Annotated in this window: 12 protein-coding genes; all 12 read left to right on the top strand. The window is 47.9% G+C overall.

From position 1 onward, the window contains the following. The first annotated feature begins 2 nt into the window (after positions 1 to 2). The 12 genes from MCG98_RS02185 to MCG98_RS02130 all read left to right on the top strand — a co-directional run bounded on the left by MCG98_RS02185 (position 3) and on the right by MCG98_RS02130 (position 15,296). A complete protein-coding gene (locus MCG98_RS02185; RefSeq protein ID WP_240300234.1) occupies positions 3 to 689 on the top strand; it encodes an ABC transporter ATP-binding protein in 687 nt (228 codons plus the stop codon). Continuing rightward, positions 676 to 3,267, top strand: coding sequence for an ABC transporter permease (locus tag MCG98_RS02180; RefSeq protein ID WP_240300233.1), 2,592 nt, complete (start codon positions 676 to 678; stop codon positions 3,265 to 3,267). Before MCG98_RS02185 ends, MCG98_RS02180 begins: the two co-directional genes overlap by 14 nt. 89 nt (positions 3,268 to 3,356) lie before the next feature. After that, on the top strand, positions 3,357 to 4,739 hold the full coding sequence (locus MCG98_RS02175) for an iron-containing alcohol dehydrogenase (protein WP_240300232.1): 1,383 nt from the start codon (positions 3,357 to 3,359) through the stop codon (positions 4,737 to 4,739). Positions 4,740 to 4,742: 3 nt separating this feature from the next. Beyond that, the gene (locus tag MCG98_RS02170; RefSeq protein ID WP_240300231.1) at positions 4,743 to 6,224 is read left to right on the top strand and encodes a sulfatase-like hydrolase/transferase; all 1,482 of its coding nucleotides are present in this window, start codon (positions 4,743 to 4,745) and stop codon (positions 6,222 to 6,224) included. Beyond that, positions 6,221 to 7,588: a sulfatase-like hydrolase/transferase gene (locus tag MCG98_RS02165; protein WP_240300230.1), complete on the top strand. Its 1,368-nt coding sequence runs from the start codon at positions 6,221 to 6,223 to the stop codon at positions 7,586 to 7,588. The genes MCG98_RS02170 and MCG98_RS02165 overlap by 4 nt, the downstream gene beginning before the upstream one ends. Beyond that, positions 7,563 to 9,089, top strand: coding sequence for a sulfatase (locus tag MCG98_RS02160; protein WP_240300229.1), 1,527 nt, complete (start codon positions 7,563 to 7,565; stop codon positions 9,087 to 9,089). Before MCG98_RS02165 ends, MCG98_RS02160 begins: the two co-directional genes overlap by 26 nt. Positions 9,090 to 9,104: 15 nt before the next feature. Beyond that, positions 9,105 to 9,893 (top strand): sulfite exporter TauE/SafE family protein, encoded by a 789-nt coding sequence (locus MCG98_RS02155; protein ID WP_240300228.1) that lies wholly within the window; start codon positions 9,105 to 9,107, stop codon positions 9,891 to 9,893. Between the two features lie 76 nt (positions 9,894 to 9,969). Then, on the top strand, positions 9,970 to 11,112 hold the full coding sequence (locus tag MCG98_RS02150) for an anaerobic sulfatase maturase (protein ID WP_240300227.1): 1,143 nt from the start codon (positions 9,970 to 9,972) through the stop codon (positions 11,110 to 11,112). Next, positions 11,109 to 12,917 carry a sensor histidine kinase gene (locus MCG98_RS18915; protein WP_240300226.1) on the top strand — a complete coding sequence of 603 codons (1,809 nt, stop codon included), beginning with the start codon at positions 11,109 to 11,111 and terminating at the stop codon, positions 12,915 to 12,917. The genes MCG98_RS02150 and MCG98_RS18915 overlap by 4 nt, the downstream gene beginning before the upstream one ends. Then, a complete protein-coding gene (locus MCG98_RS02140) occupies positions 12,914 to 14,365 on the top strand; it encodes a response regulator (RefSeq protein WP_240300225.1) in 1,452 nt (483 codons plus the stop codon). Before MCG98_RS18915 ends, MCG98_RS02140 begins: the two co-directional genes overlap by 4 nt. Before the next feature lie 256 nt (positions 14,366 to 14,621). Continuing rightward, positions 14,622 to 15,074 (top strand): DUF2975 domain-containing protein, encoded by a 453-nt coding sequence (locus MCG98_RS02135; protein WP_240300224.1) that lies wholly within the window; start codon positions 14,622 to 14,624, stop codon positions 15,072 to 15,074. A gap of 15 nt (positions 15,075 to 15,089) precedes the next feature. Then, on the top strand, positions 15,090 to 15,296 hold the full coding sequence (locus MCG98_RS02130; protein WP_240300223.1) for a helix-turn-helix transcriptional regulator: 207 nt from the start codon (positions 15,090 to 15,092) through the stop codon (positions 15,294 to 15,296). Positions 15,297 to 15,319 lie beyond the last annotated feature (23 nt).

Here is a 15,319-nt window from a genome sequence, read left to right as displayed (position 1 = left end):
ATATGAATATTCTGGAAACGTTGGAACTGAGGAAATATTACGGAAGCGGTGACACGCAGGTGCGGGCGCTTGACGGCGTCAGTATCAATATTGAGGAGGGCTCCTTTACGTCAGTCGTCGGAACATCGGGGAGCGGAAAGTCCACACTTCTTCACATGCTGGGTGGTCTGGACCGGCCGACTGCGGGGAGTGTCACGGTAGATGGAAAAGACATTTTTTCTTTAAAGGATGAGGAACTGACGATCTTCAGGCGGAGAAAGATCGGGTTTGTCTTTCAGAGTTACAATCTGGTTCCGGTGCTGAACGTCTATGAAAATATTGTACTTCCGGTCGAACTGGACGGCGGTGAGACAGACGGTGATTACGTAAACGAAGTCATATCTCTGCTGGGGCTGAAGGAAAAACTTTATAATCTGCCGTCCCAGCTCTCCGGCGGGCAGCAGCAGCGTGTTGCGATTGCGAGGGCTCTTGCCACAAAGCCGGCAATCGTGCTGGCGGATGAGCCAACAGGCAATCTTGACACCAGGACGAGTCAGGATGTTCTGGGACTGATGAAGATCACGGCGGACAGATTTGGCCAGACGATTGTAATGATCACGCACAATGAGGAGATTGCACAGCTGGCGGACCGCATCATCCGGATTGAGGATGGCAGGGTGAAAGGCGGTGGAAAGTATGCCGAATGTTAAGAATAAAAGCGTGATCAGACGACTCTCCGACCGAAGCCTCAAAGCCAACAGGATGAGGAACTGCATAGCGGTGATCGCAATTATTCTCACTACAGTGCTGTTCACATCACTGTTTACGATCGGTATCGGGCTGGGGCAGTCGATGCAGCAGCAGACGATGCGCCAGAGCGGGGGGAATGCACACGGAACATTTAAGGGGATCAGCCGGGAAGCATATGAGAAACTGAGAGCGACAGGAATACCGGAGGAGATGGCGGACAACATGATATGCGCTGACACCATACAAAATCCGGAGTTTCTGAAACGGCACATGGAGTTCTGGTATTATCCGGAGGATAAGCTGGACTGGTATTTTATTAAGATTTCCGGAGGGCATTTTCCATGGGAGGCAGATGAGATTTTGATGGACACCATGTCACTTGAACTTCTGGGTATTCCGTGCCGGGAGGGTGAGAAGGTGACACTGGAGATGAGCATGGGTGACAACCAGGAGGCGTTTAGCAGGACGTTTACGCTGAGCGGCTGGTATGAACCGGACCCAGCGCTGAATGTCGGGTTTGGCCTGGTGTCAAAGGCATATCTGACGGAGCATGCGCAGGAACTGCAGCAGGCGGCTCAGGAACATGAATTCGGGAATGCCGGGAAGATATTTGCGTATGTAAAATTTTCAAATTCCAGGAACATTCAGGAAAAACTGAATCAGACGATAGAAGCAGCCGGCTATTCCACGGATGCCGACAGCCCGGATTATATTGAAAGCAATGCAAACTGGGCGTATCTGTCCGAGGGCACCGGAGAACTTGATGCGATATCCGTGATTGGAATGGGAGCTGTGCTGCTGATCATTCTGACGGCGGGATACCTGATCATCTATAATATTTTTCAGATATCGGTTGTGAAAGATATTCATTTCTACGGATTGCTGAAGACGATCGGGACGACGGGGCGCCAGATCAGGAAAATCATCCGTCGCCAGTCCTGGCGCATGGCGGTGGCAGGTATTCCGGCAGGACTGATTACAGGCTTCTTTATTGGCAAATTGCTGCTTCCGGTAATATTTGACGTGTCAATATACGGCGGAAATTCTGCGGTGGTAACTCCAACCCCCGTGATTTTCATTGGAGCAGCTATTTTTACGCTGTTTACCGTGTGGATCAGCACGATGAAGCCGGCGCGGACAGCGGCGAGGGTGTCACCTGTTGAGGCGGTCGCTTACACCGGCCTGGACGGTGGCAGGAAAAGGAAAAAGCATAAAAAATCGGCAGACGGGGCGAAGCTGTACCGGATGGCGATGTCCAATCTTGGAAGAAATAAAAAACAGACGATCGTGGTATTGCTGTCGCTGTCTCTGTCGGTCATTCTGCTGAACAGTGTTTTCATGATCATCCACTCGTTTGACACGGATAAGTATCTGGAGCGGTTTGTGGATACGGATTACCTGATCGGTCATGCCGATTATTTTAATTATGACTACAGAGGCGGGGACCCGAATCAGGCGGTGAGCGAAAATTTTATCCATAACGTGCAGAATCAGGAAGGATTTGAGGAGGGTGGAAAACTGTACGGAACCGGCGGCATTTCCGTTGACCGGGAATCTTATCAGGCGCCGCCTGAGGTTGCAAGGGCATCAGACGGAACCGTTCTTTATCCGGATTCTCCCCGTCCGGCGAATGCAGATCTGAATGGAAATTATTCCGGATTTCTGTACGGGATGGAAGACCTGCCGCTGTCCAGGCTGAAGATCTGGAAGGGTGAGAAAGACCCGGATGTCATCCGGGAGAAGTTAAACACAGGCAAATACATTCTGGGAACGGTAACTGTGGATGATGACGGCAGTGTACAGGAGTATGCGGCCATGCATCAGGTCGGCGATACGGTTTCACTGAAGGACTGGGAGGGAACTGTGATCGGTACGTATGAGGTTCTTTCCATCGTGAAAGTAAACTATTATCCGCAGACATGCAGAATTGGGTATCCGTTCAGCTACTATACCACGGCGGAGCAGTTTGTAAAAATGGCGTCGGAGGATCTGGTCATGACATACGCCTTCAATGTGGCGGATGACAAGGAAGAGGCGATGAACCAGTTTCTCATGCAGTACACGGAAAACGTGGAACCGACGATGAATTATGAGTCGAAATCCTCGTGGCTGGGAATTTTTAATGATATGATCTCGATGTTTACGACGGTCGGTATGGCGCTTTCCCTGGTAGTGGGACTGATTGGGATCCTGAACTTTGTCAATTCCATTCTGACGGGAATCATCACACGGAGGAAGGAATTTGCGATGCTTGAGAGCATCGGCATGACTTCGGGACAGCTGAAGAAGCTGATGATGCTGGAAGGCTGTTATTATGCGGTGTTCACAATCATAACATCGGCAATGCTCACGCTCATTTTTTCCTTCACGGCTCTGCGGGCGGTCGCCGGTGCGCTGTGGTTTATGAGCTTTCGGTTTACCATGCTGCCGATGCTGACGATCGTTCCGATACTGCTGGCATTAGGGGCATTGGTTCCGCTTGTTGCGCTGAAAGCCGGAGGAAAGCAGCCGGTGGTAGAACGCTTAAGAGAAAATTAAATTTTTTAAATTATGTTCTTTATAAACCGCTCCATATTTGGTATAATAAACCTAGCTAGTTCATCATTTTAATAGAAGGAGTGATATTAATGGCAATGGATTCATTTTCCGCCTCTCTGATGGCGGATAAACGTGAGATTATCTTCGTGCCTACCGTTTACAAGTTTCAAAATTTTGGACAGATGGCGGAAGAATTTTCTTTGAGTGAGAGAGATGTTGTACTGACTAACGAGTACATTTACACCCCTTTCATGAAGGACTTAAACCTGAAATGCAACTTCGTTTTCCAGGAGAAATTCGGTGCTGGAGAACCGAGCGAAGAAATGATTCAGACAATGTATGATGCGATTCCGTATGACAGCTATGATCGTGTGATTGCTGTCGGCGGCGGCGCAATTATGGATCTGTGCAAGCTGCTTGGCTGTAAGCGTCCGTCTTCCGTACATGAATTATACTTCAAGCGTGATCCGATTGTACATGAAAAGGAGGTTATCGCTATTCCGACGACCTGTGGCACCGGATCAGAGTGTACAAACATTTCCGTAGCTATCGTTAAGGACGAAAAAGATGGAGTCCTGACGGGCCGCGAAACAAAACTTGGACTGGTTTCAGATGATATTATCCCGAATAAGGTTTGCCTGATTCCAGAGCTTCTGAAGACTCTTCCTTATAAAGTCTTTGCCTGCAGTGCGATTGATGCGCTGATTCATGCGGTTGAGTCGTTTCTCTCACCGGCAAGAAAGACTATTACCTCTGAGATGTTTTCCGTAAAAGCAATGGAAATCATTCTGGAAGGTTTCCGCCACATTATTAACAATGGACAGGATGCCGTGGTCTCGGAGGTCGTTCTGGAAACTCCGTTTATGTATTACCTGGAGTATCTGGCGGGTATCGCAGAGGGACATATCCTGCTGGCGGATTATGAAGATGAGATAGAGGCGCTGTTTGAAGCCGAAGACCGATGGTGCCAGAAGAGAGTAGAGACAGAGGTGGAACACAGCCCGGCGGATATCCTTTATATAGAAGAGAATACGTCAACAACGACCTTATCGCCGACACAGTTCCGGAAATACTGCATGCCGTATCTGAAAAAATATACGAAGATGATGCAGGATGCGGACAAGCTGGTGGCTTACCATATGTGCGGTCATTTAAAACTGCTGCTCTCTGATCTGAATCAGCTGCCGAACCAGGCGCAGGAGGCATTTACACCACCGCCGTTTGGGGCAGCGACTCTCATCGAGGGACGCGCCGAATGCCCCGCGAAATGCCTGATCGGGGGATGCGGTGCGGGGCAGTGGGTGATGGATGACCCGGATAAGATCATCGCGTACATCGAAGAACAGTTTTCAAAGCTTGAGCATCACAGGGGCATCGTACTCACATCAGCTGGCGTGATGCCGCCGGGATGCAGCCCGGAGACGATCAGACAGGTATTTGACTGGGTGAAACAATACCCAAACAAGAATTAGCCTATGAAACATTCAGAGAAGAAGAATATCATTGTATTTATGACGGATCAGCAGGCAGGGGACACCCTGCTTTCTGACCATCCGGTAAAGACGCCGAATATTGACCGATTCAGGGCACGGTCAGTCCAGTTTACGCAGGCGTACTGTCCGGCACCTCACTGCTGTCCGAGCAGGGCCACTTTTTTCACCGGACTCTACCCCGCAGAACATGGAGTGTGGAACAACGTCGAAACCAGCATGGCAATCTCGAGGGGGCTGTATGACGGCGTGAGAGTCCTGCCGGAGGTTCTCAAAGAGAATGGGTATCGCACCATTTTCTCCGGAAAATGGCATGTCTGCTCATACGATGGACCCGGGAGCAGAGGGTTTGATAAGGTACTGACAGAATATATATCTAATTATGGGAGGGGAACCCGGGATCACGTTCCAAGGTATACGGAGTGGTCGGCAGAATATGGAGATCCGGATAAGATTGACGGATGCGATGAGACATGGGAACCTGGAAGGATCATTCGTCCGGGGTATCCGACGTACCATACATATGGAACGGATGAAAATCCCTTCGGAGATACCGACACTGTGGAGCTTGCGGTTCAGGAGCTGAGAGAATACGATGGAGATGAACCGTTCTTTCTGTACATCGGGACGGTGGGACCCCATGACCCGTACAAGCCTCCACAGGAATTTCTGGATCTGTATGACCGGGAAGAAATGAAACTGCCGCCGTCTTTTTCTGATGACATGCGGGATAAGCCGGCCATATACCGGAGGTCCAGGGAATTGTTTTCACTGACCTCGGATGAGCAGAAAGAAAATCTGCGCCGGTATTATGCATTTTGTTCCTATGAAGATTATCTGTTTGGAAAAGTCCTGGATGCGGTCGAGGAAAAGGGGATGTGGGAAAACACAATCATACTGTATCTGTCTGATCACGGGGACTATATGGGAGCGCACGGGTTATGGGCGAAAGGACTTCCATGCTTTCGTGAAGCTTATCATATCTGTGCCATGATAGGAGGCGCTGGGGTGACGGAGACGGGGACCAGGAACCCTCTGGTGTCACTGGCTGATATGATGCCCACAGTTCTGCAGCTTTGCGGTGTGAACTGTGATATTTCATTCACCGGGCGATCGCTTGCACCGTTTCTCTCAGGCAGTGGGAATCCAGAAGACTGGCGTACAGAACTGTTTACCCAGACTAATGGGAATGAGATGTACGGGGTACAGCGCGCCGTATGGAACGATAAATGGAAATATGTGTTTAACGGTTTCGATTATGATGAGCTTTATGACCTCACGGAGGATCCCCTGGAGATGAAAAACGTCATCTCTGAACCGCAGAATGGACGGATTATAAAAGAGATGTGTATAAAAATGTGGGAGTTCGCAAGCAGGCATCAGGATGTCTGCACCTGCCCGTACATTTTTCTCAGGTTTGCGCCGTATGGACCCGGAATCATACATAAGAAAGGAAAAGAAAGATGAGCAAAAGGCCGAATATTTTACTGTTTTTTACGGATCAGCAGCGGTGGGACACCTGCGGCTGCTACAATCCGAATCTGAATCTGACACCGAATCTCGACAATCTCGCTGCGGATGGTATGGTGTTTGATAAAACATATACCTGTCAGCCTGTCTGCGGACCCGCCAGGGTTGCCATCCAGAGCGGCATGTATCCGACTTCTGTGAATTTTCATCACAACTGCTGCCAGGTGCAGCCGGAGAAAATGACAGGACTTGCGGAGTACCTGAACCGTGCAGGGTACAGGACGGGATATATCGGAAAGAACCACTGGTCGCTGACTATGGACGGGCCTGTGCCCAGGGAGCTGAGGCTGGGATATAAGGACTGCTGGAAGGCGGTCGACGTGCTGGAGTACGCATCTCTGCCGTATGAGGGTCAGCTGTACGATGAAAATAACGAACGTATCGGATATGAACACAGATACCGCCCTGATTTTCTGACAGATCTGTTGCTTGAATTTTTAGACCATCAGAATTCAGACCATCAGAATCAGGAGGAACCGTTTTTTATGATGATGTCTCTGATCGAACCCCACCATCAGAACTGTATGCACCGCTACGTGGCGCCGGACGGGTATGCCGAGCGGTACCGGGATGCCTGGGTGCCGGGAGACTTGAGCTGCCGCAGGGGTCAGGGAGACTGGGAGGAAAACCTTCCGGACTATTATGGAATCATTAAAAGCATCGATGAAAATCTGGGGCGCGTTGTGGAAAACCTGAAAAAAAACAAGCTGTATGAGGATACCATTATTATTTTCACGTCGGATCACGGAAGTCATTTCCGTACACGAAACGGTGAGTATAAACGTTCCTGCCATGAGGCGTGCACGAGAATACCTTTTGTCATTCACGGACCGGGTGTGCAAAAGGGTGTGAAGGAATGGGAGCATCTGTTTAGTCTGCTGGACCTGCCGGCTACGATACTGGACCTTGCCGGTGTGGGGGTTCCGGAGCATTACCATGGGAGATCGCTTGTGCCATTCCTGAGAGGCGAAGAAGTGGAGGAATGGCGCGATGAGGTATTCATCCAGATCAGTGAATCCCAGGTGGGAAGGGCAGTCTGTGACGGGAGGTATAAATATTCTGTGTCGGATCCTGACCTTAACGGGGTGCGGGACAGCCGGTCGGATGGTTATACGGAGGAATTTCTCTACGACCTGTTCAGTGATCCAAACGAGAACTGTAACCTGATCGATGATCCGGATTATGAAGAGGTGCGAGACTGTATGCGCAGTTCAATGATACGAAATATCGAACGGTTTGAACGGTATACACCGGAAATTTACAGGAGGGGATGCCATGAAAGCGATCATGATTTTATGTGACACCGTAAACCGGCGGACACTTGATTTTTACAGTAAAACAGATCCTGCTTTTACGCCGAATCTGAACCGTCTGGCAAAAAGAGGGGTGGTTTTTGACAGCCACTGGTGCGGAAGTGCTCCCTGCATGCCCGCCAGAAAAGATCTGATGACGGGAAGGCTTAATTTTCTGGAAAAACCCTGGGGAGCAATGGAGCCCTATGATCAGACACTTCAGAGGGTTTTGCAGGAGAAAAACGTACACAGCATGATGTTTGCCGATCACGCACATTATCTCATACCGGGAGGTGAGAATTACACCAAAGATTTTACCGCCTGGGATGTCTACCGGGGGCAGGAGGCAGATCCCTGGTGTGTACAGCCGGACAAGACAGGCATCCGTGCAGAACGACGCCCGGAGGGATGGAAAGGTGAATATTTTGAAGGGGAGGAAGCCAACAAGAGAAGGTTCAGGACAGAGTACGATTATCCCAGCGTGAAGACACTTTACAATGCTGCAGGGTGGCTTGAGGAAAATCATGATGCCGACAACTTTTTCCTGTGGGCGGAAGCCTTTGACCCTCATGATCCCTATGATGCGCCAAAGCATTATCTGGATCTGTATGAGACCGAAGAAGACTATGACGGTCCGGACTATACACACCCGGACTATCAGCCAAATATCTTTACGGAGGCGGAGACCAGGCATCTGCGCAACCGGTATAAGGCTCTGCTGACCATGACGGACCGGCATATCGGTGAGATCCTGGATGTGATGGACAAATATGACATGTGGAAGGACACCATGGTAATTTTTACGACAGATCACGGTTACCATATCGGAGAGCACGGGCTGATGGCAAAAAATTATATGGCTCCTTACAATGAGGTGTTTCATATTCCGCTGATCATCTGTCATCCGGAAGTGAAACCTGGCCGGTGTGGTGCGGTGACCCAGAACATTGATGTGATGCCGACCCTGATGGAATATTTTGGAGTCAGCGAAAAAGTGCTTCAGTATCCGCTCCACGGACATAGTCTCATTGATATTTTGAAAGGAAATGCGGACAGAGTGCGAGAAGGGGCCATCTATGGCTACTTTGGAAAGCAGGTGGCATATACGGACGGCAGATATACCTATTTCCGGGCGGCAGCCGATGTGTCCAATCGGCCGCTTTATGTGTATACGGCGGTTCCGAGTCTTCTCCGCCAGTATATGGGTGCGAATGATGCGGTGGATGTGACTGACTATGACAAGATCAGCATGGGACGATACCTGTCCTGGACTGATTATCCGGTATACCGGTTCCCCGCAGACATTATTCATTTTCATAACCCGTCTCAGGAATTCTCACAGAGGTCAGTATTCAATGAGGAAACAGTATTGTTTGATCTGGAAAATGACTATGAACAGGAGCATCCGGTCTGCAATGCCGCACTGGAGGCAGACATGGAGGCAAGGCTGAAAGAATGCATGCGGCTTCACGATGCGCCGGAGGAACAGTTTAAGCGGCTTGGGCTTTAAAGGGAGAGAACAGGCATGGAATATATCATTATCGTATTGGTCAGCTTTTTTTCATCTGTTGTGGGATCGATCTGCGGAATTGGCGGCGGTGTGATCATCAAGCCGGTGCTGGATGCCACGGGAATTATTTCTGTGAACACGATCAGCTTTTTGTCGGGCTGTACCGTGCTGTCTATGTCTGTGATCTCGGTGACAAAAAATCTGAGAGACAGTGCACGCCCTGCATTCGACAAACGTATTGCGACGATGCTGGCTGCCGGAGCCGTGGTGGGAGGACTTCTTGGCAAAAGCCTTTATCAGTGTATCTTAAGCAGGCTGCCCGACAGCCAGAAGGTGGGTGCCGTTCAGGCAGGTGTGCTGCTTGCGGTGACCATTGGGACGCTGGCTTATACCATTTATAAGAAAAGGATCAGCACGCTGAATGTGACAGGTAATGCGCCCTGCGTGATTATCGGGTGCATTCTGGGCATGATGTCGGCATTTCTGGGAATTGGAGGAGGGCCGATTAATCTGGTGGTGCTTTTCTATTTCTTTTCCATGGGAACCAAGCAGGCAGCTGCCTATTCCCTTTACATCATTATGTTCTCACAGACCGCCAGCCTGATCAGCAGTCTGGTGACCCGCCAGGTTCCGGAGTTTCCATTTTTGATGATCGCGCTGATGGTGACCTGCGGTGTTCTGGGAGGACTTGCCGGTTCCAGAGTCAATAAAAAAATTGAAGAGCAGTATGTGGACCGATTGTTTTTGGGATTAATGGTTGTAATTATACTGATAAATATATATAATATCATTAAATACATATAAATAGAGATAAGTTGTTGCAAAATACCAATATTTTACAACAACTTTATCTTCTTTTGTTTTACGAAGGAGTAAGCATATGCCGCCAATTAATATTTTAATCAAACCCGCCTCTTCAAAATGTAATATGCGATGCAGGTATTGTTTCTATTACGCGATCGCCAGCCAGCGCTGCGTTTCGGATATGGGAGTCATGCGGGAGGAGACACTGAAAGAACTGATACGAAGTGGAATAGAATATGCAGATCATGTGGTAAGTTTTGCTTTCCAGGGGGGCGAGCCGACACTTGCCGGTCTTGAATTTTATGAAAAGGTCATCCTGTATCAGAAAAAATATCTGGAGGAGTCTGGAAAGAAAGACCTGTACATTCATAATGCGATACAGACGAACGGATTTCTGATTGATGAAAAGTGGGCTGAATTTTTTCATAAGCACCATTTTCTTGTAGGACTTTCCCTGGATGGACCGGCAAATGTACATGACCGCAACAGGGTGGAAGTCAGAGGGGAAGGCACTTTTGCGAGGATTATGCAGACGGTGGAGCTGTTTAATCGCCTTGGTGTTGAGTACAATGTGTTGAGTGTGGTCACAGGGCAAAATGCGATGGCGATCCGTCGGATATATCGCTTCTTTTCTAAACAGAACTTCCGCTATCTGCAGTTTATACCGTGCCTGGAGCCTCTGGAGGAGGAGAGGGGGACCGAGAGCTATCACCTGTCTGTGCAGGAATACGGAGACTTTTTGATCAATGTCTTTGATCTGTGGTACGCAGACTTTCAGCAGGGGAATTATATCAGTATCCGCCATATTGATAACTGGGTTCATCTCATGATGGGAGAAAAGCCGGAAGCGTGCAATATGAACGGCTGCTGCAGCATCCAGTTTGTGGTGGAGGGTGACGGAAGCATCTATCCGTGTGACTTCTATGTATATGATGACTGGAAGCTGGGTAACGTGGGTGAGCAGACATTTCAGGAGATTGTGGACAGCCCGAAGGCACACAGGTTTATCACGGAATCACTTCCGGTACCGGAGGAGTGCAGGTCCTGCCGCTATGGCAGTCTGTGCAGAAACGGCTGCAAGAGAGACCGGATGCCGACTGAGGTGCCCCAGGTACAGAAGAATTATTACTGCAAAGCGATATACCGCTTTTTTTCTGAACGGGACCAACAACTGAGGGATGTTCTGCAGCTTGTGAGAAACCGGCAGATGCAGAGGTGATACATAAAGGGGTGACGGACAGAGACATGAAGAAGAGACGGATGCGAAGCCTGAAGGAATTGCTGCTGCCCAGAATACTGTTTGGCAATTATCTGGTAATCATCATAGCCCTGCTTGTCACTTCAATAGGAGTGTACAGCTTTCTGAAGAATGAGATCGGGCGCACGCAGGTAAAAGTCCTGCAGCAGATCAGTGATCTGAACCAGCTGAACATGAATGCGGTAAAGAATACGATGACAGATCTTTATTCCAGTATTCAGTCGTTTATAAACCTGAATGCAATTGAAGAGTTTGATAATACAGAGGCAGCTCAGGTAATGAAAGAGACTCAACGGTGCTTTTCAAATATGGGCGTTGATTCTATGGTGGATATTATTCTGAAGGATGTGGGGATCTATACATCAGACGGAGATATGAGCCGTGTTGACGCTTTGAAGAAGACCGTCAGGTATACACATCTGATCAGCGGTTCAAGAACCGAAAGCTGGTATATGAATTTTTCAAACAGGGAAGATTCTGAGAAAGGGATTCTTCTGTCTTTTGGCAGAACAATATTCGATGAGAATGGCGATGCTGCAGGGATTGTTATTATCAGTACGTCACAGAAGACTCTGCTGAGAAGCTATGAAAACACATTAAATGAAAACAATGTTATTTATATTCTGGACGAGAGCGGCATTGTCATCAGCCATTCCAATCCCAGGCTGATTGGATTTTCCTTTTATTATATGCCGACGTTTGAGAAAAAAGTGGGGCCATACAATTCCTATACGGTGAAGACGAAAAATAACAGGCCGGTGCTGCTCTCCAATTACCATAATGAAGAGAGCGGCTGGACCTTTGTCGAAGAACTGAATCTTACCAGCAAGCTGAAAGACTATTCCTGGACGATCATCGTCGTCATTGCGGGAGTTTTGCTCTGTTCATTTTTGATGGTGGGGCTGGATTTCGTGATGATCAATAAAGTCACGAATTCGCTGACCAGATTTTCGAGGCATATCAAGGGGCTTCAGCCGGACATTAACAATGACATTTCTGAGATCCCGGTCCAGGAAGACTATGTGGAAATCAACATTATTACGGAACGCTTCAACAAAATGCTGGTGCGTATTCAGGAGCTGATACAGAATATCAAAATCAATGAACGCAAAAAGAGAAAGGTGGAATTTGATTTTCTGCAGGCGCAGATTGAACCTCACTTCCTCAGAAATACGCTTCTCACGCTGAAAAGCCTGATTGCACTGGGGGAATCCAGGAAAGCCATGTCCATGCTGGATGATTTCAATGCGCTGCTGAGGATACCGATGATGGTGGATAAGCAGTTCGTGCCGGTCTATGAAGAAGTTGAACTTGTGATGCACTATATGGCGATCATGGAGTACCGGTTTGACAAACGGTTTCTTCTGCAGATCCATATGCCGGAGGAGATCAAACATGTGCTGGTGCCGAGGATGATCCTGCAGCCTGTTGCGGCAAACGCATTGTTTCATGGTTTCGCAGAAAAAGAGGACAACGCAATTATAACAATCACAGCGTATGAACAGGAGGAAGACCTTTATATTATAATCACTGATAACGGTGAGGGAATGACAGAAGAGCAGATACAGATGGTACTCGCCGGAAAGAGAAATGTTAATTCACATCATGGTGTCGGGCTTCAGAATGTGAAGAGCAGGCTGCAGCTGATCTATGGTGACAGAGCAAGGCTGGAGATTAAAAGTACTGTCAATGTGGGAACTGAAGTGACACTTGTTTTCTCGGGTTATCAGTCCGTCTATTTTAACGATGAGGAGAACCAGACATGAAGATATTGATTGTAGATGATGAGGTGCCCATCCGTAAATATATTACGCAGATGATAACGGAGTGCGGAGAAGAGTATGAAGTGACAGGAAGTGTGAGTTCCGCGAAAAAGGCGTTGGAAGTGATGAAAAATCAGGTGCCGGATCTTGTATTTGCGGATATTACCATGCCTAAGATGAACGGACTTGAGCTGCTTGAGCAGATTAAGGCAGAGCATCCGGAGGTTACGGTTTTTATGCTGACATGCCACAATGATTTTGAATTTGCGAGGACTGCAATTAAACTTCAGGCGGACAATTATATTTTGAAGGATGAGATCAGTCTTCCGTTTATGGAAAATCTGCTTCGGGCAGTCCAGGAAAAAAGAAAGAAAGCGGCAGAAGAATCACTGCACCATCTGGAGAGTGATTCTTATTTCATTCAGCTGATGGAGGGAGAGGAGACGCTGCTTTTTGACTCTTACGATTTGGAAAAACACAAGATTTTCCTCAAAGACAAAGCGTTTATGGCGATATCTTTCAGCAATTCAAACCAGAATCTGCAGAAGATCATATCCTTTCGCCACTCACTGCTGCAGAACCAGGAAATTTTCCCGTATCATGAGTATGAGATTATACTGATTGCAAATCTGTCAGGAGCGTCCGGAAATCAGCTGCATGAGGTAGTTCAGGAAATCGTGAACGGGTTTAGAAGAGAAGTGAACGGACCGGTGGGTGCCAGCTCCATCTATTACCGTGTCAATATGCTCAGGAAGGCTGTTATGGAGGCATGCGAATCCTACAGTATGGAGTATTATGGGAAGCTACTAAAGTCCGGGTGTCAGACTGTACAGGAAGCTGTGAAAAACCGGAAGGTTGAAATGCAGGCTTTTGCGAACCGGGCACATTATCTGATACAGGAAAAGAACTACAAAAAACTGTTCGAGCTTGTATCGGATATCCTGGCGTATGCGGTGGAGGCGAATGTCAGTATTCATCTCCTGAAACAGACCCTGTACTCTGTACTCAGTGACTATGCGGTGCAAAGCGGCAGCAGACAGGATTTCAGCATGATCAAAACATCCGGGAATATGGAAGAACTGCAAAATTACATATTTGAAGCAATCGAGGAATCCGATCTTCAGTCGGGTGCATATTCTCAGGCTGTCAACGATGCACTCTGGTACATGCAGGGGAATTTTGGCCGGAACCTCACCCTTACGGAGGTAGCAGAGTCTGTTCACCTCAATCAGGATTATTTCAGCAGGCGCTTTAAGAAAGAGACCGGGAAGAAATTTTCGGAATATCTGCTGCAGCTGCGGATGGAAGCCGCACAAAAGCTGATTTTGGAGACGGATCGGTCCATCACGGATGTTGCCCGGGATGTCGGTTTTAACAATGACAGTTATTTTTCCGTTACTTACAAAAAAGTTTATGGGGAAAATCCCAATGAGACGAGGAAGAACAGATAGCAGTACTATATGACTGTTACCTGTTCTTCCCGTTTATGAACAGTAAAAATAAATACAAAAAGTGAAAAAGGCAGATGGTCGATGCTTTATGACGGTCGCCCTTCTTTTTTGAAATACAACATAAAAATATTGATAAACGATAAAAAAATCTTGATAAACAGTGTAGGAAGTGATATAATGTAACTAAAGTTGAAAGTAAAATTCAAAGTAAGGTACAAGGGGATTCAGGAACCATGATTGGCAAAGGAGTGGAAACATGAACTGGAACAAAGATAAGAGTCTTGCATTGTCACAGATATGTGTATGGATTTTTGCCGTATTGCTGGCGGCGGGAGCGGTGGGCGCACCGTGGATGTTTCGGATGTTTATTGGAATACGGGGAGGTGCTCTTGACGGTACACTGCCGTATTTTCTTATCAGTACGTATACCACAGTCATTCCAGTGACAACGGCGCTCATTTTGCTGTACCGTCTGCTGGGGAATATCAAAAGAGGAGATGTGTTTCAGCAGGGGAATGTCAGGTGCCTGAGAGGGCTTTCCTGGTGCTGCCTGGCCGCAGGCCTGATCTGCCTGATCAGCACCGTTTATTATCTGCCGTTTCTGGCACTGGCAGTTATGGCGGTTTTTATGAGTCTGATCCTGCGCGTAATAAAGAATGTATTTGCTGAGGCTCTGGCGTTAAAAGAAGAAAATGACTATACCATATAGAAGGGATGTGCCAATATGTCTATAATTGTGAATATCGACGTGATGATGGCACGTCGGAAAATCAGCGCCGGTGATCTGGCAAAAGAGGTAGGAATCACCCCGGCAAATCTGTCAATTCTAAAAAACGGCAAGGCAAAAGCTGTCCGTTTTTCTACACTTGAGGCACTGTGTAATGTTCTTCAGTGCCAGCCGGGAGATATCCTGGAGTATCGGGAAGATTAACACAAAAAAGGGGAAAGGTTGAA

It is taken from the genome of Ruminococcus sp. OA3 (assembly GCF_022440845.1).
GTDB lineage: Bacteria > Bacillota > Clostridia > Lachnospirales > Lachnospiraceae > Ruminococcus_G.
The sequence above is the reverse complement of the archived record's forward strand: the minus strand, read 5'-3'. Positions and strand labels throughout refer to the sequence as shown.

Coding starts and splice junctions, on each gene's coding strand:
- MCG98_RS02175 (WP_240300232.1), top strand. CDS start 3,357: ATGGCAATGGATTCATTTTCCGCCTCTCTGATGGCGGATAAACGTGAG.
- MCG98_RS02165 (WP_240300230.1), top strand. CDS start 6,221: ATGAGCAAAAGGCCGAATATTTTACTGTTTTTTACGGATCAGCAGCGG.
- MCG98_RS02135 (WP_240300224.1), top strand. CDS start 14,622: ATGAACTGGAACAAAGATAAGAGTCTTGCATTGTCACAGATATGTGTA.
- MCG98_RS02150 (WP_240300227.1), top strand. CDS start 9,970: ATGCCGCCAATTAATATTTTAATCAAACCCGCCTCTTCAAAATGTAAT.
- MCG98_RS02140 (WP_240300225.1), top strand. CDS start 12,914: ATGAAGATATTGATTGTAGATGATGAGGTGCCCATCCGTAAATATATT.
- MCG98_RS02155 (WP_240300228.1), top strand. CDS start 9,105: ATGGAATATATCATTATCGTATTGGTCAGCTTTTTTTCATCTGTTGTG.
- MCG98_RS02130 (WP_240300223.1), top strand. CDS start 15,090: ATGTCTATAATTGTGAATATCGACGTGATGATGGCACGTCGGAAAATC.
- MCG98_RS02170 (WP_240300231.1), top strand. CDS start 4,743: ATGAAACATTCAGAGAAGAAGAATATCATTGTATTTATGACGGATCAG.
- MCG98_RS02180 (WP_240300233.1), top strand. CDS start 676: ATGCCGAATGTTAAGAATAAAAGCGTGATCAGACGACTCTCCGACCGA.
- MCG98_RS02185 (WP_240300234.1), top strand. CDS start 3: ATGAATATTCTGGAAACGTTGGAACTGAGGAAATATTACGGAAGCGGT.
- MCG98_RS02160 (WP_240300229.1), top strand. CDS start 7,563: ATGAAAGCGATCATGATTTTATGTGACACCGTAAACCGGCGGACACTT.